This is a genomic window from Pseudoclavibacter sp. AY1H1, assembly GCF_002931055.1.
Classification (GTDB): Bacteria; Actinomycetota; Actinomycetes; order Actinomycetales; family Microbacteriaceae; genus Pseudoclavibacter.
The window spans coordinates 249,406-269,904 of record NZ_PSXX01000005.1 but is presented as its reverse complement, the minus strand read 5'-3'; the positions used below and the strand labels follow the sequence as shown (position 1 = coordinate 269,904).

Annotated in this window: 24 protein-coding genes; 13 read left to right on the top strand and 11 right to left on the bottom strand. The window is 70.3% G+C overall.

Annotated features, from left to right (window positions below; all coding sequences use genetic code 11):
* Positions 1 to 433 precede the first annotated feature (433 nt).
* The 3 genes from C5E05_RS10710 to C5E05_RS10700 all read right to left on the bottom strand — a co-directional run bounded on the left by C5E05_RS10710 (position 434) and on the right by C5E05_RS10700 (position 2,585).
* Complete coding sequence (locus tag C5E05_RS10710; protein ID WP_104341923.1) at positions 434 to 1,186, bottom strand: hypothetical protein; 753 nt, start codon at positions 1,184 to 1,186, stop codon at positions 434 to 436.
* Between the two features lie 652 nt (positions 1,187 to 1,838).
* Positions 1,839 to 2,276 (bottom strand): hypothetical protein, encoded by a 438-nt coding sequence (locus C5E05_RS20160; RefSeq protein WP_181059527.1) that lies wholly within the window; start codon positions 2,274 to 2,276, stop codon positions 1,839 to 1,841.
* A 78-nt stretch (positions 2,277 to 2,354) separates the two neighbouring features.
* Positions 2,355 to 2,585: a hypothetical protein gene (locus C5E05_RS10700; RefSeq protein WP_104243362.1), complete on the bottom strand. Its 231-nt coding sequence runs from the start codon at positions 2,583 to 2,585 to the stop codon at positions 2,355 to 2,357.
* 203 nt (positions 2,586 to 2,788) lie between these two features.
* Here C5E05_RS10700 and C5E05_RS10695 point away from each other — a divergent pair, with 203 nt between their 5' ends.
* The 5 genes from C5E05_RS10695 (at position 2,789) to C5E05_RS10675 (ending at position 6,760) form a co-directional block, all read left to right on the top strand.
* Entirely contained in the window at positions 2,789 to 3,766 is a 978-nt protein-coding gene (locus C5E05_RS10695) for a DNA topoisomerase IB (protein ID WP_104341921.1), read from the top strand.
* Between the two features lie 134 nt (positions 3,767 to 3,900).
* A complete protein-coding gene (locus C5E05_RS10690) occupies positions 3,901 to 4,449 on the top strand; it encodes a type 1 glutamine amidotransferase domain-containing protein (RefSeq protein ID WP_104243358.1) in 549 nt (182 codons plus the stop codon).
* 236 nt (positions 4,450 to 4,685) lie between these two features.
* Positions 4,686 to 5,012, top strand: a complete 327-nt coding sequence (locus tag C5E05_RS10685; RefSeq protein WP_146080598.1) for a hypothetical protein — start codon at positions 4,686 to 4,688, stop codon at positions 5,010 to 5,012.
* A gap of 102 nt (positions 5,013 to 5,114) precedes the next feature.
* The gene (locus C5E05_RS10680) at positions 5,115 to 6,392 is read left to right on the top strand and encodes an aminoglycoside phosphotransferase family protein (protein WP_104341920.1); all 1,278 of its coding nucleotides are present in this window, start codon (positions 5,115 to 5,117) and stop codon (positions 6,390 to 6,392) included.
* Positions 6,389 to 6,760, top strand: coding sequence for a hypothetical protein (locus C5E05_RS10675; protein WP_104341919.1), 372 nt, complete (start codon positions 6,389 to 6,391; stop codon positions 6,758 to 6,760). Before C5E05_RS10680 ends, C5E05_RS10675 begins: the two co-directional genes overlap by 4 nt.
* A 123-nt stretch (positions 6,761 to 6,883) precedes the next feature.
* On the opposite strand, the gene C5E05_RS10670 is transcribed toward C5E05_RS10675, so the two are convergent.
* Both C5E05_RS10670 and C5E05_RS10665 read right to left on the bottom strand, forming a co-directional pair.
* Positions 6,884 to 7,540, bottom strand: a complete 657-nt coding sequence (locus C5E05_RS10670) for a response regulator transcription factor (RefSeq protein ID WP_104243351.1) — start codon at positions 7,538 to 7,540, stop codon at positions 6,884 to 6,886.
* The gene (locus C5E05_RS10665) at positions 7,537 to 9,144 is read right to left on the bottom strand and encodes a HAMP domain-containing sensor histidine kinase (RefSeq protein ID WP_181059525.1); all 1,608 of its coding nucleotides are present in this window, start codon (positions 9,142 to 9,144) and stop codon (positions 7,537 to 7,539) included. The genes C5E05_RS10670 and C5E05_RS10665 overlap by 4 nt, the downstream gene beginning before the upstream one ends.
* 147 nt (positions 9,145 to 9,291) lie before the next feature.
* Here C5E05_RS10665 and C5E05_RS10660 point away from each other — a divergent pair, with 147 nt between their 5' ends.
* Together C5E05_RS10660 and C5E05_RS10655 are read left to right on the top strand one after the other, a co-directional pair.
* Complete coding sequence (locus C5E05_RS10660) at positions 9,292 to 9,633, top strand: tryptophan synthase subunit alpha (RefSeq protein ID WP_181058043.1); 342 nt, start codon at positions 9,292 to 9,294, stop codon at positions 9,631 to 9,633.
* Between the two features lie 105 nt (positions 9,634 to 9,738).
* Positions 9,739 to 10,488 (top strand): metal-dependent transcriptional regulator, encoded by a 750-nt coding sequence (locus C5E05_RS10655; protein ID WP_104341917.1) that lies wholly within the window; start codon positions 9,739 to 9,741, stop codon positions 10,486 to 10,488.
* A gap of 12 nt (positions 10,489 to 10,500) precedes the next feature.
* On the opposite strand, the gene C5E05_RS10650 is transcribed toward C5E05_RS10655, so the two are convergent.
* From C5E05_RS10650 to C5E05_RS10640, 3 genes are all read right to left on the bottom strand, one after another.
* Positions 10,501 to 11,478 (bottom strand): metal ABC transporter permease, encoded by a 978-nt coding sequence (locus C5E05_RS10650; protein WP_104341916.1) that lies wholly within the window; start codon positions 11,476 to 11,478, stop codon positions 10,501 to 10,503.
* Complete coding sequence (locus C5E05_RS10645) at positions 11,475 to 12,200, bottom strand: metal ABC transporter ATP-binding protein (protein WP_258064836.1); 726 nt, start codon at positions 12,198 to 12,200, stop codon at positions 11,475 to 11,477. Before C5E05_RS10645 ends, C5E05_RS10650 begins: the two co-directional genes overlap by 4 nt.
* 71 nt (positions 12,201 to 12,271) lie before the next feature.
* Positions 12,272 to 13,225: a metal ABC transporter substrate-binding protein gene (locus tag C5E05_RS10640; protein ID WP_104341914.1), complete on the bottom strand. Its 954-nt coding sequence runs from the start codon at positions 13,223 to 13,225 to the stop codon at positions 12,272 to 12,274.
* 171 nt (positions 13,226 to 13,396) lie between these two features.
* On the opposite strand from C5E05_RS10640, the gene C5E05_RS10635 reads away from it, so the two are divergent.
* Entirely contained in the window at positions 13,397 to 14,311 is a 915-nt protein-coding gene (locus tag C5E05_RS10635) for a pentapeptide repeat-containing protein (RefSeq protein WP_258064835.1), read from the top strand.
* 37 nt (positions 14,312 to 14,348) lie between these two features.
* On the opposite strand, the gene C5E05_RS10630 is transcribed toward C5E05_RS10635, so the two are convergent.
* Entirely contained in the window at positions 14,349 to 15,194 is an 846-nt protein-coding gene (locus C5E05_RS10630; protein ID WP_104341912.1) for a PhzF family phenazine biosynthesis protein, read from the bottom strand.
* Between the two features lie 198 nt (positions 15,195 to 15,392).
* On the opposite strand from C5E05_RS10630, the gene C5E05_RS10625 reads away from it, so the two are divergent.
* The 4 genes from C5E05_RS10625 to C5E05_RS10610 all read left to right on the top strand — a co-directional run bounded on the left by C5E05_RS10625 (position 15,393) and on the right by C5E05_RS10610 (position 18,632).
* Positions 15,393 to 15,872, top strand: a complete 480-nt coding sequence (locus C5E05_RS10625; RefSeq protein WP_104341911.1) for a hypothetical protein — start codon at positions 15,393 to 15,395, stop codon at positions 15,870 to 15,872.
* A 54-nt stretch (positions 15,873 to 15,926) separates the two neighbouring features.
* Complete coding sequence (locus C5E05_RS10620) at positions 15,927 to 16,511, top strand: TetR/AcrR family transcriptional regulator (RefSeq protein ID WP_181058041.1); 585 nt, start codon at positions 15,927 to 15,929, stop codon at positions 16,509 to 16,511.
* Positions 16,512 to 16,614: 103 nt separating this feature from the next.
* Complete coding sequence (locus C5E05_RS10615; RefSeq protein ID WP_104341910.1) at positions 16,615 to 17,460, top strand: sugar phosphate isomerase/epimerase; 846 nt, start codon at positions 16,615 to 16,617, stop codon at positions 17,458 to 17,460.
* Complete coding sequence (locus tag C5E05_RS10610; RefSeq protein WP_104341909.1) at positions 17,457 to 18,632, top strand: Gfo/Idh/MocA family protein; 1,176 nt, start codon at positions 17,457 to 17,459, stop codon at positions 18,630 to 18,632. Before C5E05_RS10615 ends, C5E05_RS10610 begins: the two co-directional genes overlap by 4 nt.
* 34 nt (positions 18,633 to 18,666) lie before the next feature.
* On the opposite strand, the gene C5E05_RS10605 is transcribed toward C5E05_RS10610, so the two are convergent.
* Positions 18,667 to 19,431: a maleylpyruvate isomerase family mycothiol-dependent enzyme gene (locus tag C5E05_RS10605; RefSeq protein ID WP_104341908.1), complete on the bottom strand. Its 765-nt coding sequence runs from the start codon at positions 19,429 to 19,431 to the stop codon at positions 18,667 to 18,669.
* Positions 19,432 to 19,477: 46 nt separating this feature from the next.
* Positions 19,478 to 19,762, bottom strand: a complete 285-nt coding sequence (locus C5E05_RS10600; RefSeq protein WP_104341907.1) for a hypothetical protein — start codon at positions 19,760 to 19,762, stop codon at positions 19,478 to 19,480.
* Between the two features lie 184 nt (positions 19,763 to 19,946).
* Here C5E05_RS10600 and C5E05_RS10595 point away from each other — a divergent pair, with 184 nt between their 5' ends.
* Positions 19,947 to 20,480, top strand: coding sequence for a quercetin 2,3-dioxygenase (locus tag C5E05_RS10595; protein WP_104341906.1), 534 nt, complete (start codon positions 19,947 to 19,949; stop codon positions 20,478 to 20,480).
* Positions 20,481 to 20,499 lie beyond the last annotated feature (19 nt).

The window sequence follows — 20,499 nt, the reverse complement described above, 5'->3', positions numbered from 1 at the left end:
AGAGGAGTATAAGAGCCAGCCTCCTGCCCGTCCCCGCGCGCAGACCTGGGGAGGAGGCACCTCCGCGGGGCTGGAAGCGTGCGCGAGCCCCAGGTCTGTGGCTCGCATGGGGCAGACCTGGGAGTTCTGCACGCGCCGCTCGCGTTGTGGATGCGTGAGCCCCAGGTCTCTACCTGGCGCGCAGACCTGGGGAGGAGGCGCCTCCGTGGGGCTGGGAGCGTGCGCGAGCCCCGGGTTTGTGCCTGGCGCGCGCAGACCTGGGGGTTGTGCATGCGCCGCACGCGTTGTGGATGCGTGAGCCCTCGGTCTGTGGTTGGCGCGCGCGCAGACCTGGGGGCGAGGCACGTCCGCGGGGCTGGGAGCGTGCGCGAGCCCCAGGTCTGTGCCGCGGCCCTCGGCTTTCGGCCCTCGAGTCAGCAGGGGCTGCTCGGCGTCACAGCTTGCCGAGCATGCGCAGCCGGCGCTCTCGCAGGGCGTGCGCGTGCGCAAGGAACGCACTGGGGTCCGGCCAGAGGTCTGAGACGGTGAGCCGCTCGGAATGCCAGCCCAGATTGGTGACCTGGCGAACGCGCTGGATGTCGCGTCTCCACTGCGTCGGACTCACCAGATGACCGAGCCCCTCGAAGTCGTAGGCGATCTTCGCCTCGAGATCAGCGCAATCAGGGCGCGCGACTTCCTTCCCTCGGACACACAGAGAGTGCTGAACGGTGAGTTCCGGATATCCGGAGTCGTGGAGCACGAAGCGCAGGAGACTCTCGTACGGCGACTCGACTTTCTCGCGAAGCTGCGGGGTCATCTCGCGGAGCAGGGCAGCGCCGAACCCGGGCGACCACTCGGCCACGAAGCGTTGCAGGACGTCGGGCGTCTCGAGGGTTCCGTGCCAGCGGCGGTTCGGGTAGTTCTCGGCCCCGCTGACAAGCGCGTCCCCGAAGCCGAGGAGGTCTGGCCGCGCTGAGGCGGCGTTCGAGCGCAGGAGGTCGAGACTCATCAGGCCGTAGAGGAGCGCGGGATGGGGCAGCGCGACGCCAGCGAACGTGAACGTGCGCCAGAGCCGTGCTGGGACGATTCTGGTGGTGACTCCTGGGCGCCGCGGCACGTTCGTACCGTCAGGGACGACGAGATGGACGCGCGGATCCCGGAGGAGCTGCAGCGGCAGCGGCAGGCCAAGGATCCGCGCTGCGGACACTGCGCCGTAAGCGTGCGCTTCCTTGAGGAGCGGCGCGTACTGCAGATCACGGGCTCGGAGCTGCCGGCGAATCGCTGCCGATGACGACTCCAGCTCGTCAGCCGGATCTGCTGCGCCACTATCGACGCGAACGCCACGAAAGGGTCTCGCCAGCCCCGGGTTCCTCAGCCGGCCCCTGCCCACACCCAGGTCTTGCGCATCCGCCACCGTGAAGCTCTTGCCCCGGAGCTCGGGTGGGAGCTGGTCGCGAAAACGCGGAAATCTGTCTGGAGGAGCCACACGGCGACGCTACGTGCGCGGCGCCGCCCGCGCGCGACCCCGCGAACCGGCTGTGGAGAACTCCAGGATCGGCGCACCTGTGACAACACAGTGGAGCTCGGCCTCTGGGCGCGGACAGACCCGGGGGTTGCGCATCCGTTTGGCCCGTGCGAAGTGGGTTAGCCCTAGGTCTGCGAGCGGGAGCGCAGGGCGGAGCGGGAGCGCGGTGCGTTAGCCCCGGGCCTGCGGGCGGGGGCACGAGCGTGGGCGCGACGGGGACGCGACCGGGGTGCGGAGGAGGAGAGCGGGGCAGCGGCGAGGGCGCGCCACCTCGGGCGGTGCGGGCGGCGTGGGCGGCGCGGGCACCTCGGGCGGTGCAGGCCGTAAGGGGCGTTCAGCCGGCGGTGGAACCCAGGAACTCAACCTCGGTGCTCCCGGTCAGTGGCTCCGAGGTGACTCCGGTGACGGTCACGGTCACCGTGTAGGTGCCGGGCGTCCCGAGTTCGAACGAGATATCACCGCACACCGTGTCGTAGTTGCTGCTGAGCGCCTTCGCCGTGCGAGTGATGGTGTCGACGCCCTCGGCGCTCGCGGTGTACTCGCACGTGCCCGCCCGGGTCACACCGGTCACGCGGGCCTCCGCGGTGATCCACGAATGGCGGTCGTCCGCCGTGGCGGCGAAGACGAGCTCCCCGCCGTCCTCTGCCGTTGAGGCCTCCGAGGCTCCTGAGGTTTCCGTGGCCGGGGGTGCTGCGACCGGCGAGAACGTTCCAGTGCTGGATTCTGAGCTCGGCGCACTGCCGGTCGGCGAGCATCCGCTCACCACGACCAAGACAGCGACGGCACACGCGACTCCGAGGCCCGCTGCCTTCCAACGAAACCTTGAGCCGCGCTGCTGGGATTCCAAGGATCAGGCTCGGTCTTGGAGCTCCTTGACGGCGCGCGCGAAGTCACGGGTCTGCAGCACTTCGAAGGCTGCACCGGGGTCGGACCCCGCCGAGACCACGCAGAGCTCGTCGATCTTGTTGATGAAGCCGAGGACACGTCCGTCTTTGACGACCCGGTACGAGTTCTCGGAGAGGCGGTCGACGCGGCCCTCGGCGGGCGTCGTCGCGGTGAGAGGTGGAACGGGGAATGGCATGAGGCTCCTGCCGTCGTTGGCGACCGTCTCAGACGGATAGTCGCATCTTCGCGCACTGACATGTGCGCTGAGGGATGTTCCCTGAGTTCTGTGGAGAGTTCTCACGACATCTCAGGGAAGCTGATACCTCCTAGAAATACGCCAATCTGATCCTCAGCGTTGAAGCCTTGCCACAACGGGGTGGTGGGTGTTACCCAAGGGGCATGGTTCGACTGCGAAGGTGGACTCCCTCGGGAGGGGCGTGGACCCGGCACACGGCCGGGAATGGCTTCAGCTACCGCGACGAGCGTGGCGAGCGCATCGTCGACGCGCGAGTCCGAGAGCGCCTCGCGTCGCTCGCGATCCCACCGGCCTGGAGGGACGTGCGCATCGCGCCACACGAGAACGCGCATGTCCTCGCCCTCGGCGTGGATGCGCTCGGCCGAACCCAGTACATCTACCATCCCGACTGGACGGCGAAGCGGCAGATCGTGACCTTCGACCGGGCGCTCGAGCTGTCCCGGGTGCTCCCCTCGGCGCGGCGCTCCGCGACGAGGGCCCTTCGTACAGCGAGCTCCGGCAGGGATGCCTCGCTCGCCGCGAGCTTCAAGCTCCTCGACACGGCGTTCCTGCGGGTCGGCAGCGAGAGATCGGCGAAGCAGTTCGGGCACCGGGGGCTCACGACCTTGCTGAACAGGCACATCCTGCTGCAGGACGAGCAGGTGCTGCTCGAGTTCAAAGGCAAGAGCGGGGTGCCGTGGAGTGCCCTCATCGAGGATGTCGAGCTCGTGTCGTTCCTGGGGGAGCGCAAGGGCGCCGGCTCTCCTGGGCGCCGCATCCTGGCGTGGAAGGACGGGCGGGCTTGGCGGCGACTCGCGGCCAGAGAGGTGAACGACGACATCAGGTTGCGCACGAAGGGCGAGTTCACGGCGAAGGACTTCCGCACGCTCCACGGCACGGTCTTCGCTGCGGGTCGGCTCGCCGAGCTGGGGGTCGGGGGCACCGTCCGGGAGCGGAAATCGCTGGTGGCGCAGGCCGTGCGGGACACCGCCGAGCTGCTCGGGAACACGCCGGCGGTCGCGAGGTCGAGCTACATCGATCCGCGCGTCATCGAGGCCTACGACGAGGGGCGGGTCGTCGCGGTGGGCAGGGGCTCAGGCGAGGCCGCGCTGCGGGAGCTGCTGCTGGGCTCGTCCAGCTGACGGCCAGGGCGCGCACACGAGACGTCCAAGGTTCGGGGAGGTCGGTGCGAGAGCGTGGACGCCTGCTCGGTTGCGAGCCGGGACCCTGGTCCGGATCGAGCTGCACACTTCTCCCGACGAAAGGACACTCAGCAATGACGACTCTCGACACCAAGCGCGTGGCCTTCCTCCTCACGAACGACTTCGAGGACAGCGAGCTGACCAGCCCATGGGGCGCCGTGACCGAGGCGGGCGCAGACGCGTCCCTCGTCGCGCCCGAGTCCGGCACCGTGACAGGCAAGAACGGGCACGAGCAGTCCGTCGACCTTTCCTCGGCCGACGCGAAGGCAGCGGACTTCGACGCACTCGTGCTCCCGGGAGGGGTCGGCAATGCCGACCTCCTGCGTCTCGACGAGGCGTCCGTCTCGTTTGCCCGCGACTTCTTCGAGGCGCACAAGCCGGTTGCGGTGATCTGCCACGGCGCGTGGATCCTCACCGACGCGAAGGTGCTCGACGGGCGCACGCTCACGAGCTTCCCGAGCCTCAAGACCGACCTCGTCAATGCCGGGGCGACGTGGGTCGACGAGGAGGTCCACGTCGACCAGGGGCTCGTCTCGAGCCGGACTCCAGACGACCTGCCCGCGTTCAACGCGAAGCTCGTCGAGGAGATCGCCGAGGGCAAGCACCGCGGGCAGACGGCATGACCCACTGAGGGCTTCGGTGTGAGGGGTGGGCGGATGCAGGCGCATCCGCCCACCCCTCACCCGTGCTCGTGCCACTCGGCCCGTTTGGGCAGCAGGGCCGCGTCGGAGTCCGGGGCCAGAGTCTCCGATGATGAGGGCGCTCTCATCTCCTGAGCACTGTGCGTCTCATGAACGCTCACGAAGCTTGGGTCTACCGAGGCGAACTCGCGGCTCGGCAGTCAGCAGGAGGCAGCATCATGAAGAAGAACACCTGGATCATCGTCGGCTCGGCAAGCGCACTCGGGCTCGGCATCCTCGCGGTCGGCGGCGCGGGTGTCGCCAACGCCCTCGAGCTGCGCGACGTGCCGGGCGAGCAGCTCGCCCTCTCGACGCCGTCAACGCCCCCGACCGCTTCGGCCTCGCCGACGACGGACAGCAGTGCGTCGCCCACCGCGACACCGGTCTTCAGCTCCCCGAGCCCTGTCTCGGCCCAGACTCCGCTCAGCGCGCCGACCGTGCAGAGCCCAGTGAGCGCGCAGAGCCCGGTGTCGGCGCAGACGCCGCCCTCGGTGCCAAGCGCCTAACGGGTCACCTTGTCCACAAGCTGATCGGTTCCCGGGCTGCGGAGGCCTGGCCCCGGTAGGTTCAGCGGTAGGACCGACGACAGGGCCCGCAAGGGGGAGCGCATGTTCGCAGCAGCCAGGCAGGTGATCGAGGCCGTGGCCACAGGCACCGGCCGCGAGGTGGCGTCGGTGACGCTCGCCTGCGCTGAGCCGAGCGGCGACGGCGTGCTCGCGGGTTACGACGTGGAACTCGCCTCGCAGCAGGGCCCAGACGAGCGCATCCGTCTCTTCATCGACACGGCCACCAACCCGGCGGCTGCGTCGACGGTGGGCGAAGCGCAGAACTGGACCACGGTGCAGAACCCCGTGACTCGCGAGCAGGTGAGGGTGTGGCGATACCCGCACGACCCGGCCCTGCCTGCCCTTCCCGCGACGGCGTTCCCCGACTCGGCGCGCGAGACCGCGGCCCGCTTCGGAGCCGTCGGAGAAGGCCAGCTCGAGATGCTCGCCTACCGGCCAGGGCGCCGAGCAGTGCTGCGTCTTGCCGGCCCGGACGGCACGCTGTTCTTCAAGGTCGTCCGGCCGGGGCACGCAGAGCCGCTGCACCGCATCCACGAGGAGCTCGGGGGTGGCGGCGTCGCAGTTCCACGCAGCCGCGGATGGAGCGAGGCGGGTCTCGTCGCACTGGAGCGAATGCCTGGGCTGCCTGCCGACGCTCACGTGCCCCACACTCCTGGGGCTCGGCTCGAGTTCCTGGGGGAACTGCAGTCGCTGGTCGCGTCGATCGGGGCGGCGCCCGTCTCACGAGGAGCCCGTGCGAGCCTTACGACGGGGCTCGACTGGTACCTGCTGCGGCTCCACGACCTGCTCCCCGCGCGACGGGCCGACATCGATGGGATCGCGGTGAGCATCCGCCAAGCGCTCGCCGAAGCGCGGCCGGGGCCAGCGCGCACGGTGCACGGCGACCTGCACCTTGGGCAGATCTTCGTCGAGCCGAGTGCCCGCCCCGGGGGCGGCACTTCGATCACGGGGGTCGTCGACATCGACACGGCTGGCGTGGGCGACCTCGCCGACGACCTCGGCGGGCTCTACGCGCACGCCATCGTGACGGCCCTCACCCACGATCTCGGCGGGAGAGCGGAGCTGCGCACGGCCACGTTCGAGCTCGCGGAACTCGTCAGGTTCGCCTGGGGCGAGTTCGCCAGCACCTGGACCCAGCCGGGCGGATCCGGGCTCATCACGGACGACCCCGACCTGAGTATCCGATCCAGCGCGGTCGCCCTCACGCATCTGCTCTCGCACGCGTTCGGGGCTGCCGTGCGAGGAGGGACCGGGCTCGATGCGCTGCCTGATCGCATCCTCGATTTCGCGAGTGCCCTCTCGAAGGAACCGAGACGATGAGCGCCGAGAAGCCCCGACCTCGCTGGCTCGTCGTGGCCCTCGCCGGGGCCGGTGCGCTCGCCATCGTGCTCGCGGGGGTCACCTTCGCGCAGGCTACGTCGTTGCGCTCCTCGCCGGGCGAGGTCGTCAACCTCGGACCGATCGTCGGCGAGCAGTCGCCGGCGACGACGATCAGCGTGACTCCATCGCCGGCCTCCTCCTCGGGGCCGACGCCGACCGGTTCGCCGACACCGAGCCCGTCGTCGGGCCCGCTCCAGCCGTCGCTGCCGACGGGTGGCATCCAGGCGCCGGTGCCCGTGGAACCGGTGGCCCCCTCCCAAGTCGACGACGACGATGACGATGATGACGACGAAGACGGCGAGGATTGACGACGACGCTGAGGGCTGACGACGACCCCGACGATGGACGGCGAGGTCGACGAACGACGGCGGCAGGACCTTGCGCTTGGGCACGCCGCCGACGCGGAGATGTGACGGTCGCCGGGGCCCGCTTCAGCGCAGCCGGTATCCCATGCCCCGCACCGTCTCGATGCGCTCGGAGCCGATCTTGCCGCGCAGGTAGCGCACGTACACGTCGACGACGTTCGAGCCCGGGTCGAAGTCGAACCCCCAGACCCTGCTGAGCAGCTGCTCGCGGCTGAGGACCTGCCCGGGGTTGGCGAAGAACTGCTCGGCGAGCCCGAACTCGCGTGCCGACAGGTCGATGTCGGTGCCTGCGACCCGCACGCGGCGCGTGCGGAGGTCGAGCAGCAGGTCTTCGTGGGTGAGCTCCGTGCTGGCGGCCTGCCCCGAATCCCGGAGCCGAAGCCGGATGCGTGCGAGGAGCTCGTCGAACTTGAACGGCTTCGCGAGGTAGTCGTTGGCGCCCCCGTCGAGGCCCCGCACGGTGGACTCGACCGAGGTGCGGGCCGTGAGCATGATGACCGGGACCGTGTGCCCCTCGGCGCGCAGCCGGTCAAGGACCTCGAAGCCGTCCATTCCGGGGAGGCCGACATCGAGGAGCACGAGGTCGAAGTCCCCGCCGCGGGCGAGCTCGAACCCATCGGTGCCCGAGGCCGCGACCGCCACCGCGTACCCGGCCGATTTCAGGCCCTTCTCGACGAATGATGCGATGCGCGCCTCGTCCTCGACCACCAGGATTCTGCTCATGCGGTGTCCTCTTCCTGGGGGTGTTCCTCGGGGTGCTGGGGTCGTGCGCCGTTCGATGCATCGGATCCGCTTGCCCCGGAGCGGTCAGGGGTGCCGGGCCTGTCGGGGCCAGCAGATCCGTCCGCGGGGACGACGATCGTGAAGGTCGACCCGAGACCCGGCCGGCTCGAGAGCTCGACTCTTCCACCGTGGCCGCGCGCGATCGATTGCACGATGGCCAGCCCGAGCCCCGACCCGGTCTGGCTGCGGCCCGTCTCGGCACGCCCGAAGCGATCGAAGATGCGCTCCTGTGCGGAGACTGGGATGCCGACGCCCTCGTCCCGGACCCAGAGTCGGAGCTCGCCGCGCGCATCCACGAGACTGCCGAGCTCGATCCTGGAGCCCGGCGGCGAGTACTTGGCGGCGTTGTCGGCGAGCTGCAGCCAGGCCTGCGTCAAGCGGCGGGCGTCGACGTCGACGACCACCGGCGCCGTCTGACCGAGCACCCACTCGTGGCTCGAGAGGGCGCTCGCCTTCGCCTGGACCTGCTCCGTCAGCTCGAGCACGTCGCAGGGGGCGATGCTCAGGAGTCCCTGCTGCTCGCTGACGGCAAGCGCTTCGATGTCGTCGATGAGCTCGCTCATGCGGTCGAGCTCGTCGAGGGCCAGCGCCACCGTCGCCGTGGTGTCGGCAGGGTCGTTCGGGTCGAGGAGCTCGAAGTGCCCACGCACGATCGTGATGGGGGTCTTCAGCTCGTGACGGACGTCGTCGAGCAGCTGCCGCTGGGAGGTGAGCGAGCCGTCGAGGCGGTCGAGCATGCCGTTGATCGTCGCGGTCAGGGCGGAGACGTCGTCGTTGCCGACGACCGGGATGCGCGCAGACCTGTTGCTGCCCGTGATCGACGCCGCCGTCTCTCGCAGCTCCCTGAGTGGCCTGAGGAGGCGGCCGGCGACGGACCAGCCCACGAGACCGACGGCGGCGAGCGCCGCGACGGCGACCATTGCATACGTCTGGAAGGTGCTGTTGGTGTCGGCGAGCTCGGCCCGGAGGTCGTACGCCGCGAGGTACAGCGCGTCGCTCGAGCCGTCGCCGACCGTGAAGGGGACGGCGATGTAGCGGAGGGCGAGAGCGCCGTCGACGAAGGTGCCCATGCGCACCGAACCGTCGGCGGTCTCCGCCACGGCTCGTTCGACGAGGCCGGGCACCTCGGCGAGGGAGAACGGCGTCGGCGTCGCCGGGATGAACGTCGGCACGCCGTCGACCAGCCCGAGGGCGCCCTCGTTGCGTTCCGGGACGAAGCGCTGCATGACCAGCTCGAGGGCTTCGGTGCTGCTCGAGAAGGAACGGGCCGGATCGGGGGCAGGGGCGGCCGGGGCCGCCGGGTCCGACGTCGTGGGCGCGGCGGCGTCCGTGCCGCTCACGAGGCCGCTGACGTTCTCCGCGAGGGCGACGAGGCGTTCATCGACTCCGCTCAGGTCGCGCTCGCGGGCCGCGAAGTAGCTCGTCGCGCCCGCGACGATCATGCCGAGCATCGTGACGAGCAGGATCGACGCGAGGATGCGAACCCGCACCGAAGCGCGGGGCCGCACCTCCCGCCGCCCCTCGCCCGCCGTGGTCACCTGCATCCACTGATTATCTGGGGCGCACGAGTCCAGAGCCTGGCAGGTGAGAAGACTCTCACGCAGCCGTGCCCCCGTGCGGCCCCCACTCGTCCGCCCGGTCCCGCTCCACAAGCCCCAGCGGGAAGGTGGCATGGCGCGTAGGCTCGTCGAGTGGAAACCGAGCGCTACGAACTGACCAGGCGAGCAAGCCTCGAGGTCCTGCGCGCCGAAGCGCAGGACGAGCGCGAGACCATGATCTACGCTCGCGCTCGCCGCGGCGAGGACCCGTGGCGCTTCATGCAGGAGCTGCCGACGGTCGACGAGCTCGTCGTGCTGCTCATGCGCGCCGAAGCCCTCGAGCGGGGCGGAGACGAAGCCCCCTCCAGCGGTGAGCATGACGCGCAGCTCATGCGTCGCATCGCGACCGAGTACCCGCCGCTCGGGCCCACCGTGTGGACCATGCTCGCCGGGAGGAGCCGATTCGGCGACCGCTGGAACGCCCGAACCGTCTGAGGCGTCTGAGGCGTCTGAGCTTGGACGCCGTGCGCCGAGGCTCTGCCCGTTGGCGCAGGCGCGGACGGCGGCCCCGACTCATCCCCTGCCCGTAGGCTTGTGGGCATGTCGGTGTCAGAACTCTCGGTGAGCGCGCAGAACTACCTCAAGGTGGTCTGGAGCCTCCAGGAGTGGTCGGATGCGCCCGTCACGGCGACGATCGTCGCCGAGCGCCTGCAGCTGCGGCTCTCGACGGTGTCGGAGGGCATCCGCAAGCTCGCCGATCAGGGGCTCCTCGAGCATGCCCGCTACGGCAGCATCTCCCTCACGACCGAGGGTCGCGCCCACGCGCTGACCATGATCCGCAGGCATCGGCTCCTCGAGACGTTCCTCGTGGAGGTGCTCCAGTACGGCTGGGATGAGGTGCACGACGAGGCGGAGAACCTCGAGCACTCCGTCTCCGACCTCATGGTCGAGCGCATCGACGCGATGCTCGGGCATCCCGAACGCGACCCGCACGGCGACCCGATCCCGTCCGCCGCTGGCGAGGTGAGCATCCCGCAGGCCGTCCTGCTCAGCAGCCTCGAGGCAGGGAAGCGGGTTGTCGTCGAGCGCATCTCGGACTCGGACGCCGAACTCCTCAAGTACTTCGCGGCGAAGGGCCTCACGGTCGGGGCGCGCCTCGAGATCGGCGAGAGCGACCCGTACTCCGAGTCGATGCTGCTCACGGTGGCGGACGTGGAATCGGTCGCTGATCACGGCGAAGGCGACACCGCCGCAGGTGCTGCTGGCGCTGCCGATTCGGCGGGGCGCGTCGCGGCTCCGTTCGCCCTCGGGCCCGTCGCCGCTCGAGCCGTCTGGGTGACGGAAGCCTAGAGCTTCGGAGATCTAGAGCTTCGGAGATCTGGAACGTCGGGAAGCTAGAGCGTCGGGACGCCAGGCGGTCTTCGTCTCGGCAGCCGCCCCTTCGATATCCGTCCCTGTGGCACCCCTCGCCTCGGCGCTCTTGCCCCTCGAGCGACGCCTCGCGAGGATCCGCGACGTGACGAGGCCCTGCGTGGGCGAGAGCAGGTAGGCGAGCAGGAAGGCGAGGCCCTGCGCGAGCACGATCATCCCGCCGGAGGCGGCGTCGAGGTAGTAGCTGGCGTAGAGGCCCGCCGCCGAGCAGACGACGGAGACGATGGGGGCGATGACGAGCATCCGCGCGAAGCTGCGCGTGAGCACCGTCGCGGTTGCCCCGGGGATGATGAGCATCGCCACGACGAGGATCACGCCGACCGTCTGCAGGGCGACCACGGCGGTGAGGGCGAGCAGTCCGAGGAGGGCGCCGCGGAGGACACGCGGGTTGAGGCCGATCGCGTGGGCGTGGGTGGCGTCGAACGCGACGAGGGTGAAGTCTCGCCGCTTCACGAGGAGCACGACGGCGACGATCGCGGCGAGGATGCCGATCTGCACGAGGTCGGTGGGGCTGACGCCGAGGAGGTTGCCGAAGAGGATGTGGCTGAGGTCGGTCTGGCTCGGCGTCACCGAGATGAGTACGAGACCGAACGCGAAGAGGGTAGTGAAGACGATGCCGATCGCCGCGTCCTCTTTCACCCTGCTGGTGTCGCGGATCACGCCGATGAGGCCGACGGCGAGCAGCCCGAAGGCGAGCGCCCCGAGCGCGAAGGGAGCCCCGACGATGTAGGCGAGCACCACCCCGGGAAGGACGGCGTGTGAGACGGCATCTCCCATGAGCGACCACCCGATGAGCACGAGCCAGCAGCTGAGGAGGGCGCAGACGACGGCCGTGATGACGGTCGTGATGAGGGCCCGCACCATGAACTCGTAGCCGAGGGGTTCGAGGAGGAGATCGACGAGGCTCATGCTGCCGCCCCCGTTCCGGTCTCGATGCCGAAGGCGAGGGCGAGGTTCTCGGGACGGATGATCTCCTCGGGGCTCGCGTGCAGCAGCACCCGCCGGTTGAAGAGCACAGCCTCGTCGGCCAGCTCTGGGAGGGAGCCCAGGTCGTGGGTGGCGATGAGGATGCACACCCCCTGCCCTGCCAGCTCCCGAAGGAGCCTCGTCATGGTGGCCTGGGAGCGGGTGTCGACGCCCGCGAAGGGCTCGTCGAGGAGCAGCACCTCGGCCTCCTGGGCGATGCCGCGGGCCACGAAGGCGCGCTTGCGCTGACCGCCCGAGAGCTGGCCGATCTGCCGACCCGCCAGCTCGGAGAGCTCGACGCGCTCGAGGGCGGCATCGACAGCCGAATGGTCGCGCGCCCGCGGCCTCCGGGTGATGCCGAGGTGCCCGTAGCGCCCCGTCATCACGACATCGCGCACCGAGAGGGGGAAGTCCCAGTCGACCTGCTCGCTCTGGGGAACGTAGCTGACGCTGCCCCGCTTGCGCGCATCCGCCGAGGAGCCCCCGAGAATACGGACGGTGCCCGAATCGGGGCGCACGACGCCCATGATCGACTTGAAGAGCGTGGACTTGCCAGAGCCGTTCATGCCGATGAGCCCGCAGACCCTGCCTGGGGCGATGGAGAGGCTCGCCCGGTCGAGGGCGAGCACCTCCCCGTAGTGCACGGTGAGGGCATCGACCTCGATGGCGGGCGCGGCCCCGCCCGCCGATGGCCCCGCGTCGGCCCGAGGAGTGGATGCTGGGCTAGATGCTGCGCTCACGATTCGCTTCCCGTCTTGCCGGTCAGTCCGGCCACGATGGTGTCGACGTCGTGCCGGATGAGGTCGAGATAGCTCGGCACGGGGCCGTCTTCCTCGCTCAGCGAGTCGACGTAGAGGGTGCCGCCGAACTCCGCACCCGTGGCGTCGACGACCTGCCGCATCGGCGCATCCGACACGGTCGACTCGCAGAACACGGCCGGAACGTCGTTGTCGCGCACATGATCGATGACCCCGGCGATCTGCTGCGGGGTGGCCTGCTGCTCGGCGTTGACGGGCCAGATGTAGACCTCGTCGAGCCCGGCGTCTCTCGTCAGGTACGAGAAGGCCCCCTCGCAGGTGACGAGGGCCCGTTGCGATGCGGGGAGAGGCTCGATGGCCGCGACGAGCTCGTCGTGCACGGCCTGCAGCTCTGCCTTGTAGGCGGCGCCGTTCTCTTCGAAGACGCTCGCGCTCGCGGGGGCGAGGTCGGAGAAGGCGGTGACCATGTTGTCGACGTACAGCTGCACGTTGAGGGGCGACATCCACGCGTGGGGGTTCGGGAGGCCGGCGTAGGCGTCGCCCGCGATGGGCACTTCCTCGACACCTTCGCTGACCACGGCGTGGGTGACCTCCATGCCGGAGACGAACTGCTCGAACCATGCCTCGAGGTTCATGCCGTTGTCGAGGATCAGGTCGGCTTCCGACGCCTTCGCGATGTCGAGGGGGGTCGGCTCGTAGCCGTGGATCTCGGCACCGACCTTCGTGATCGACTCGACGCGGAGCTCGTCGCCGGCGACCTGCCTCGCGATGTCGGCGAGCACAGTGAAGGTCGTGAGGACGACGGGCCGGTTGTCCTCGCCCTCAGCGGAGGGGGCGCAGGCGGTGAGGGACGCGAGCGTGACGAGGGCGAGGCCCGCCGCGACGATGCGGCCGGCCTTCCGTCGGGCTGCGCGCAGCGCGGGGGTCAGCATGACCAGAGCATAGCGCTACGGTGGCCAGAAGATCAATGTTCGGTGCGCCGAACATTTGGCTGCTGCTCGCGGACGATCCGCGGCTCGAACCAGCGACGCTCGGCGATCGGGGAGTCGTGACCCGGCCGTGCACAGCTGCACGCGTGCGCGGAAACGTAGGCTGACGCCACGATGTCTCCAGGTGAATTCAGCGAACCGCTGCGGCACCGGCCCACGGTGCCGATGCCCGGCGGAGCCGCGCGCAACGGGCGCGGCGCGAGCGCCGACACCGCGCGATTCCGGAGCGACTGCGCCAACTGCGTCGCCCTCTGCTGCTCGGCGCTCGCCTTCTCGCGCGGTGACGACTTCGCGCACGAGAAGCCCGCCGGAAAGCCGTGCCGGAACCTCGACGAGAACCTCGGCTGCGGCATCCACTCGGCGCTCCTCGAGCGCGGATACCGCGGCTGCACCGTCTTCGAGTGCCATGGCGCCGGGCAGCGGGTCACGCAGGAGACCTTCGGCGGCGGCGACTGGCGGGAGGGCGACGACCTGCGGGAAGCCATGTTCGCCGTGTTCCCCCTCGTGCGCCAGCTGCACGAAGTGCTGTGGCTGCTGGCCGAGGCGAGGCGTCGCACCGCCGATCGCTCGCTGCTGCGACGCATCGACGCGCTCTTCGATCAGGTCGACGCGCAGGCCGCCTCGCCCGACCTGGCCTCGCTGCGCGCCGCCGTCGAGACGAGCCGGCCTGCCGCCGGCGAGCTGCTCGGGGCGGTGAGCCGCGAGGTGCGACGGATGCACGTCCCGCGGCGTCGTGCATCCGGCGCCTGGTCACGGATCGAACCTCGCGGCGTGTACCTCGGCACGGACTTCTCTGGCAGCGACCTGCGGGCGGTCGAGCTGCGGGGTGCCCTGCTCATCGCGGCGAAGCTCCGTGGTGCCGACCTACGCTGGGCTGACCTCCTCGGCGCCGACCTGAGGGATGCCGAGCTGCACGGGGCCGACCTGCGCCACGTGCTGCACCTGACGCAGCCGCAGCTCGCGGCCGCCTTCGGCGACGACGCCACGCAGCTGCCCGAATCGCTCACGCGACCCCGCCACTGGGGGTAGGTGCCGCGTCTGCCGGCTTGGTCGGCGCGAGCCGCTGCTAGGCGAGTGCCGTGCCCGAGAAGAGCGTCGTCGTGGCGCCACCGACCCAGACGGCCCCGGAGTCGTCGACGGTCACGGTGATGTCACCGGCGCGGCCGAGGCGCGTGCCCTGGGAGACTCGCCAGCTCGAACCCGGAGCGGTGCCCGTGCGGTGCATCCACTGGGCCGCCGACGCGTTCATGCTGCCGCAGACCGGATCCTCGTCCACGCCGATGGCGGGCGCGAAGCTGCGCAGCTCGAAGGCGTGCGGCGCCCCTGGAGGGTAGGCGCCGACGGCTCCGACCATGGCTTCAGGCAGGAGGGAGAGGTCGGGGTCGAGGTCGAGCACCTCCTGCGCGGACGCGAGCTGCACGACGGCCCACCCCGGTCCGTTGTCGATCCACTGGTGGGCGGTGACCTGGTCTGCGCTGATGCCGTACGCCGTGACGATGCGAGCCAGGAGCTCGGGCTCCAACGGGCCGCTCCGCAGCGTGGGCGGAGCAGCGAACGCCAGGCGTCCTTCGTCGATGCGCACCTCGACGAGTCCGGCGCCGCACTCCTGGACCACACGCCCAGCGTTCTTCGGAGCGCCGCCCCGCTCGAGCCATGCGTGCGCCGAGCCGAGGGTCGGATGGCCGGCGAAGGGGAGCTCCCCGCCCGGGGTGAAGATGCGCAGTCGGTAGTCCGCTCCTGGGTCGGTCGTCGGCAGCACGAACGTGGTCTCGGAGAGGTTCGTCCACCGTGCGACGTGCAGCATCTCGTCGTCCGTGAGGCCTGCGCCATCGAGGATGACGGCGACCGGGTTGCCGAGGTACGGGGACTCCGAGAACACGTCGACTTGGGCGAAGGGGCGCGAGATGGGCACGAGGTGGGCCTTTCGGAGGTGAGGTGGCACGGAAGAGGTGCCACGACGGGTGAGGGAGGGGCGAGGAAGGTGCGTGTGCCGCAACCGTACGACGGGTCCACTCGGAGCGCCCGTGCCAATCCGGCCCCGCTGGACTTGCGATCCACGAGCCCCGAGGGCACCCACGCGCCGTCCAGGCGCGGTCGACAGAATCACGGCATGAGCGATGACCAGAGCGTTCCAGGAACCGATGATGACCCGAGGGAGCGTCGAGGTGCTGAGCACCTTCCGCCCGAGGGCGTCGATGAGGCGACGATCGCGGCCGTCGGGAAGCTCACGGAGGCCCTCGAGATGGTCGACCAGGCGCGTGGGCTCCTCTACGGGTTCCACCGGCTGACCGGCGCCGCCGACCTCGCCCTCGGTGAGGCGTCCGACGCGTTGCGCGACGCCGGACACGCGGAGGTCGCGGATCGCCTCGAAGCCGAGCTGGTGGGCCGGAATGTGATCGAGGGGCGATGGACGTTCCAGATCGTCGAGGACTACGACGAGACCTACTGGGAGCCGTTCCGAGCAGCCGAGCGGGCCACCCGCGAGCAGCTCGTGGCTGGCAGGCGGCACCTGGCGGAAGCGGCGATGAAGGAGGACCGCCGGACGCACGGGGCGCGGCACCACGAGGCGAGGCCAAGCGGCGGAGCCTAGCGAAGGGGTTCGCAGAGGGTCCGCGACGATCCGGCCCCGGCTACGATGCTTGGCGTGGCAGCAGACGGAGCGCGGGGGCAGTACGCGAAGGGTGTCGAGCGGAAGCGCGAGATCCTGGCGCAGGCCTACGAGACCCTCCGCGTGACCGGAGCGAGCGGCGCTTCCCTGCGCGCGATCGGCGAGTCCATCGGCGTCTCTCACGGCATGCTGACCCACTACTTCGGTTCTCGTGAGGGGCTGCTCGTCGCGGTGATCCGCGAGCATGACCACGTCAACGAGGGGCGCATGCCCGCCTCGGTGTCGCTCGTGCAGCGGATGCGGCTCAGCGCCGAGTTCAACGTGCAGTTCCCCGGAATGGTCTCGCTCTTCACGGAGATGCTCGCCAAGTCGGTCGAACCGGGGGATGGGCCTGCGAAGGTCTTCTTCACGGAGCGGTTCGCGCGGGCGAGGACCCGCTTGGCGGGCGAGATCGACGGGCAGCTCGCTGCCCTTCCCGAGGGGCGCCGCGCAGAGGCGTCCATGCTCGTCGACCTGATCATGGCGGCCTCCGACGGGCTCCAGGTGCGGTGGCTCCTCGAGCCCGACGTCGACGTCGCGGCCACGCTCGGGCTGCTCGAGCGTCTCGGTCAGGACCGCTGAGACTGGCCAGGCAGACTCAAAGTTGCCAACTGGCAATTTTCTAGTAGCGTCTCCAGGAGAGCGAACCGCGACGGGGCGGACGCCCACAGACACAGGAGTCACCGTGCCCACCACTCGACCAGAAGCGTCCCCCACTCGAACGGGAGCGCAGCGGCCAGCGACCTCGCTGCAGCTGTACAGCGTCAACTCGCACCTCGAAGCCGACCTCGACGGCACGCTCGCGCGCCTCGGCGAGATCGGCCTGCGCAACGTCGAAGCCTTCGCCTTCGTCGACCGCGCCGACGAGCTCGCGGCGGCCTTCGCCAGGCACGGCATCGCGGCCCCGACGGGGCACGCGATGCTCGTCGCCAAGGAGGTCACTCGCGAGGGCGTGACGACGCCGGTGCCGAGCCACGCCGCCACCTTCGAGGCGGCGAAGAAGCTCGGCATCGAGCTCGTCATCGACCCTGCAGTCTTCGACTGGTCGACCCGCGAAGCCGTCGAGGCGACGGCGTCCGCCCTCAACGAGGCAGCCAGGTCAGCCGCCGAGCACGGCCTCCGCGTCGGGTACCACAATCACGCGTGGGAGCTCAGCACCCTCATCGAGGGCGTCCCCGCACTCGAGTACTTCGCGGGGCTCCTCGACGACGAGGTGGTGCTCGAGGTCGACGTGTACTGGGCGCACATCGGGGGAGTGGACGCGCCAGCCCTGCTCGAACGCCTCGGCGACCGCGTGAGGGCCCTCCACATCAAGGACGGTCCGCAGGTCGAGAACCCGTTCGTCGCGGATGCTCTTTTCGACCCGTCGGGGCTCGGCCAGGTCCCGGCCGGCCAAGGTGCCATCCCGCTCGAGGCTGCCCTCGCGGCCACCCCGTCGGCGGAGTTCGCCGTCATCGAGTTCGACCACTTCGACGGCGACATCTTCGCCGCGATCGCCGCCAGCTTCGACTACCTGGAGAACCGCGCATGAGCAGCGAGCAGCTCGGCAGCGAGCAGGTGCGCCGCGAGTCGGCCAGGCGAGGCCCCGTCGGCGTCGGCATCATCGGCACCGGCATGATCAGCAACGCCTACCTCGACAACCTGACGCGCTTCCCCGACGTGCGAGTCGTGGCGCTTGGCGACCTCAACGAGGCCCTCGCCGCGGAGAAGGCCGCGAGCTACGGCGTGCCGTTCTCCGGCTCACCCGCCTCGGTGCTGGCGAACGACGACGTCGAGATCGTCATCAACCTGACCATCCCGGCCGCCCACGTCCCGGTCGCGCTCGACGCCATCGCGGCGGGCAAGCACGTGTGGATTGAGAAGCCCATCGGCATCGACCGCCAGGAGGCCAAGGCCCTGCTCGAGGCGGCCGACGCGGCCGGCCTGCGCGTGGGAGTCGCACCCGACACGGTGCTGAACCCGGGCATCCAGACCGCCCTCCGACACCTCGCGAGCGGCATCATCGGCACCCCGCTCACGGCCCGCACCATGATGCGCTACTCGGGGCCCGACCTGTTCCACCCCAACCCGGCGTTCCTGTTCGCCCGCGGCGGCGGCCCACTGCTCGACATGGGGCCGTACTACGTGACGACGCTCGTGAGCGCGTTCGGCCCCGTCAGGAAGGTGTACGCGACGGGCTCGACGGCCAAGGAGGCCCGCACCGTGAAGCTCGGCCCGAACGCGGGCCAGTCGTTCCCCGTCGAGGTGCTCACGCACGTGGATGCGCTCGTCACCTTCGAAAGCGGCGCCAGCGCGCAGCTCACCTTCAGCAACGACTCCCCGCTCGCCGAGATGGGCACCGTCGAGATCATCGGCCCGGGCGGCATGCTCATCACCCCCGACCCGAACCACGCCGACGGGGGCACGCGAGTGGCGCGCCACCCGCAGGAGTACTCGGAGAGGCTCGAGCCGAGCTGGGAGGAGTACCCGGAGGAGGGCACGGTCACGGGGCGCGGGTACGGCACCCTCGACATGGCCCGAGGTATCCGCGAGGGGCTCCCGCACGTCGCGACCGGCGAGCTCGCCCTGCACGTGCTCGACACCATGCTCGCCATCGAGGAGTCGGCGGCGGCCGGCGAGGTCGTCGTCATCGAGAGCACGCTCGAGCGGGTTCCGCTCGTCGATCACCAGCGAGACCCGTTCGCGGCGACGCTCAGCAGCTAGCGAGCGCCTGACGCTGTCGCGGCGCTCGCGGGTCTCACGGGGCGAGCGGGTGCGCGAGCACCCGCTCGAGTGCCGCGGCCGAGCCCGTGAGCCGGGCGTCCACCGTCGTGAGCTCGCGTCGCTTCCAGAGGAGCAGCAGCGCGTCCTCCGCGGTGAGCTCGAGCGTCGCATCTGCTGGGGTGGTGGTCTCGGTGGGCCGGGACTCACCGGCCACCACCTCGCCGATCGGGCCGAGCCGGACCCGCAAAGGTGCGCTCGCGCCGAGGCCCCGCAGCACGAGCTCGACGCGCTCGTCGAGCGACGGCATCCGCCCGAGCGACACCTGCCTCGGGTACATGTCGTGCGCGACCTCGGCGACGCCGGCCGCCGCGATCGTGGCCGGAATGGGTGCCGCGATGTCGAGGCTGTCGGTCGCGTCCCAGAGGTGCAGGGTCGTCTCGAGGGCCTGCCGCCTCGCCCAGGTGGATGCGCGGGCCGGCGGGTAGAGGGCCCAGCAGGGCGCGTCCTCCGGCAGCTCGCGCAGCGTTGCCACGAGCTCCGCGGCGCCCTCGCGGAACCAGGCGACCAGCGCGCCCCGGTCATCCATCGGCGCCTTCGGGGTCAGCCGTTCGACCTGCTGGCCACCGCCGAGCAGCTGCGCGCGCGCCCACCGGTGCACGCCACCGAGGTGCTCGGTCAGCTCGGCGAGCGACCAGCCAGGGCAGGAGGGGACGGGTGTCGCGAGGTCTGCCGAGCCGAGGAGCGCCGCGAACGCGCTTGCCGCATCCGCGGTCACGTCGATGAACTGTGCGTGGTGCATGCTCAGATCCTAGAGAGTCGACCTCCCGCGCCGGTGGCTCGACCGGTCACCGGCGGCGGATGCGCCCGTAGAGCTTCACGAAGGACGGCACGACGAGGTATACCGCCAGCGGGACGACGACGAGCGTCACGACGCAGGCCCGGGCGATGGGGTGCCAGGACCCGACGAGGGGCTCCGCGAGCATCGACGTGATGGCGACGAGCGGGAAGATCGCCAGCCACGTGAGCACGGCGCGCACGTGAATCGAGGGCGGCGGCGAGGTGGGCGAACCGCTCGGCCCCTGCCCGTCGGGGTCGCCGACTCCTGGGGCAGGTGCGGTCGGCCCCGTCATGCTGCTCTTTCGCGACTCATGGAAGCCGATGGTAGTTGCCTACGCCGGCGCGTTCCGCCCCAGATGGGCACGTGCCCGTTAGGAGCTGGCTCACGTCCGTTAGGCAGGACCCCGTCGCGCAAGGCGCCAGGACTTGCGAGGGTTGACGACGAGGGCCGACCGGCCCGCAACAAGGAGGTTGCCGATGTCAGGATTCGCCCCGCTCGAGAGCCAGCTCCCCGCGGCTCCGCTGCCGTACCTGATGGACGCCGCCGAAGGCGACAAGCTCGTGCTCTTCGACCAGCTCTTCACGCTGCTCACGACCTCGCCGCAGACCACGGGCCAGTTCGACGCGTTCGTCACGGAGGGGCGCCCAGGCAGGCCCGTCCCGCCGCACTTCCACGCTGAGACGCACGAGACGTTCTTCGTGCTCGAGGGGGCCATCCGGCTGTGGATCGACGACCGGCAGGGCAACCGCGAGACGCGCGTCCTTGAGGCCGGGGGCTTCGGATTCGTGCCGAAGGACACCATCCACTCGTACCGCATCGAGCGGACGGGGAAGATCTTCGGCGTCACGAGCGCGGGATTCACGGACTTCTTCCGGGCCGTGGCGCGGCCCACGTCGAAGCCCGGCATTCCGGAGGAAGCGGAATTCCACATCCCGGAGCCCGCCGTGTTCGGCACGCAGGGTGCGAAGCACGACGTGCACTTCGTGCAGGGATACGAGCTGTTCGATTGATCACGGCGGCAGAGTCCGG

Coding starts and splice junctions, on each gene's coding strand:
- C5E05_RS10625 (WP_104341911.1), top strand. CDS start 15,393: ATGAGCGATGACCAGAGCGTTCCAGGAACCGATGATGACCCGAGGGAG.
- C5E05_RS10600 (WP_104341907.1), bottom strand. CDS start 19,762: ATGACGGGGCCGACCGCACCTGCCCCAGGAGTCGGCGACCCCGACGGG.
- C5E05_RS10685 (WP_146080598.1), top strand. CDS start 4,686: ATGAAGAAGAACACCTGGATCATCGTCGGCTCGGCAAGCGCACTCGGG.
- C5E05_RS10610 (WP_104341909.1), top strand. CDS start 17,457: ATGAGCAGCGAGCAGCTCGGCAGCGAGCAGGTGCGCCGCGAGTCGGCC.
- C5E05_RS10640 (WP_104341914.1), bottom strand. CDS start 13,225: ATGCTGACCCCCGCGCTGCGCGCAGCCCGACGGAAGGCCGGCCGCATC.
- C5E05_RS10670 (WP_104243351.1), bottom strand. CDS start 7,540: ATGAGCAGAATCCTGGTGGTCGAGGACGAGGCGCGCATCGCATCATTC.
- C5E05_RS10655 (WP_104341917.1), top strand. CDS start 9,739: ATGTCGGTGTCAGAACTCTCGGTGAGCGCGCAGAACTACCTCAAGGTG.
- C5E05_RS10695 (WP_104341921.1), top strand. CDS start 2,789: ATGGTTCGACTGCGAAGGTGGACTCCCTCGGGAGGGGCGTGGACCCGG.
- C5E05_RS10690 (WP_104243358.1), top strand. CDS start 3,901: ATGACGACTCTCGACACCAAGCGCGTGGCCTTCCTCCTCACGAACGAC.
- C5E05_RS10595 (WP_104341906.1), top strand. CDS start 19,947: ATGTCAGGATTCGCCCCGCTCGAGAGCCAGCTCCCCGCGGCTCCGCTG.
- C5E05_RS10700 (WP_104243362.1), bottom strand. CDS start 2,585: ATGCCATTCCCCGTTCCACCTCTCACCGCGACGACGCCCGCCGAGGGC.
- C5E05_RS10605 (WP_104341908.1), bottom strand. CDS start 19,431: ATGCACCACGCACAGTTCATCGACGTGACCGCGGATGCGGCAAGCGCG.
- C5E05_RS10675 (WP_104341919.1), top strand. CDS start 6,389: ATGAGCGCCGAGAAGCCCCGACCTCGCTGGCTCGTCGTGGCCCTCGCC.
- C5E05_RS10650 (WP_104341916.1), bottom strand. CDS start 11,478: ATGAGCCTCGTCGATCTCCTCCTCGAACCCCTCGGCTACGAGTTCATG.
- C5E05_RS10665 (WP_181059525.1), bottom strand. CDS start 9,144: ATGCAGGTGACCACGGCGGGCGAGGGGCGGCGGGAGGTGCGGCCCCGC.
- C5E05_RS10680 (WP_104341920.1), top strand. CDS start 5,115: ATGTTCGCAGCAGCCAGGCAGGTGATCGAGGCCGTGGCCACAGGCACC.
- C5E05_RS10635 (WP_258064835.1), top strand. CDS start 13,397: ATGTCTCCAGGTGAATTCAGCGAACCGCTGCGGCACCGGCCCACGGTG.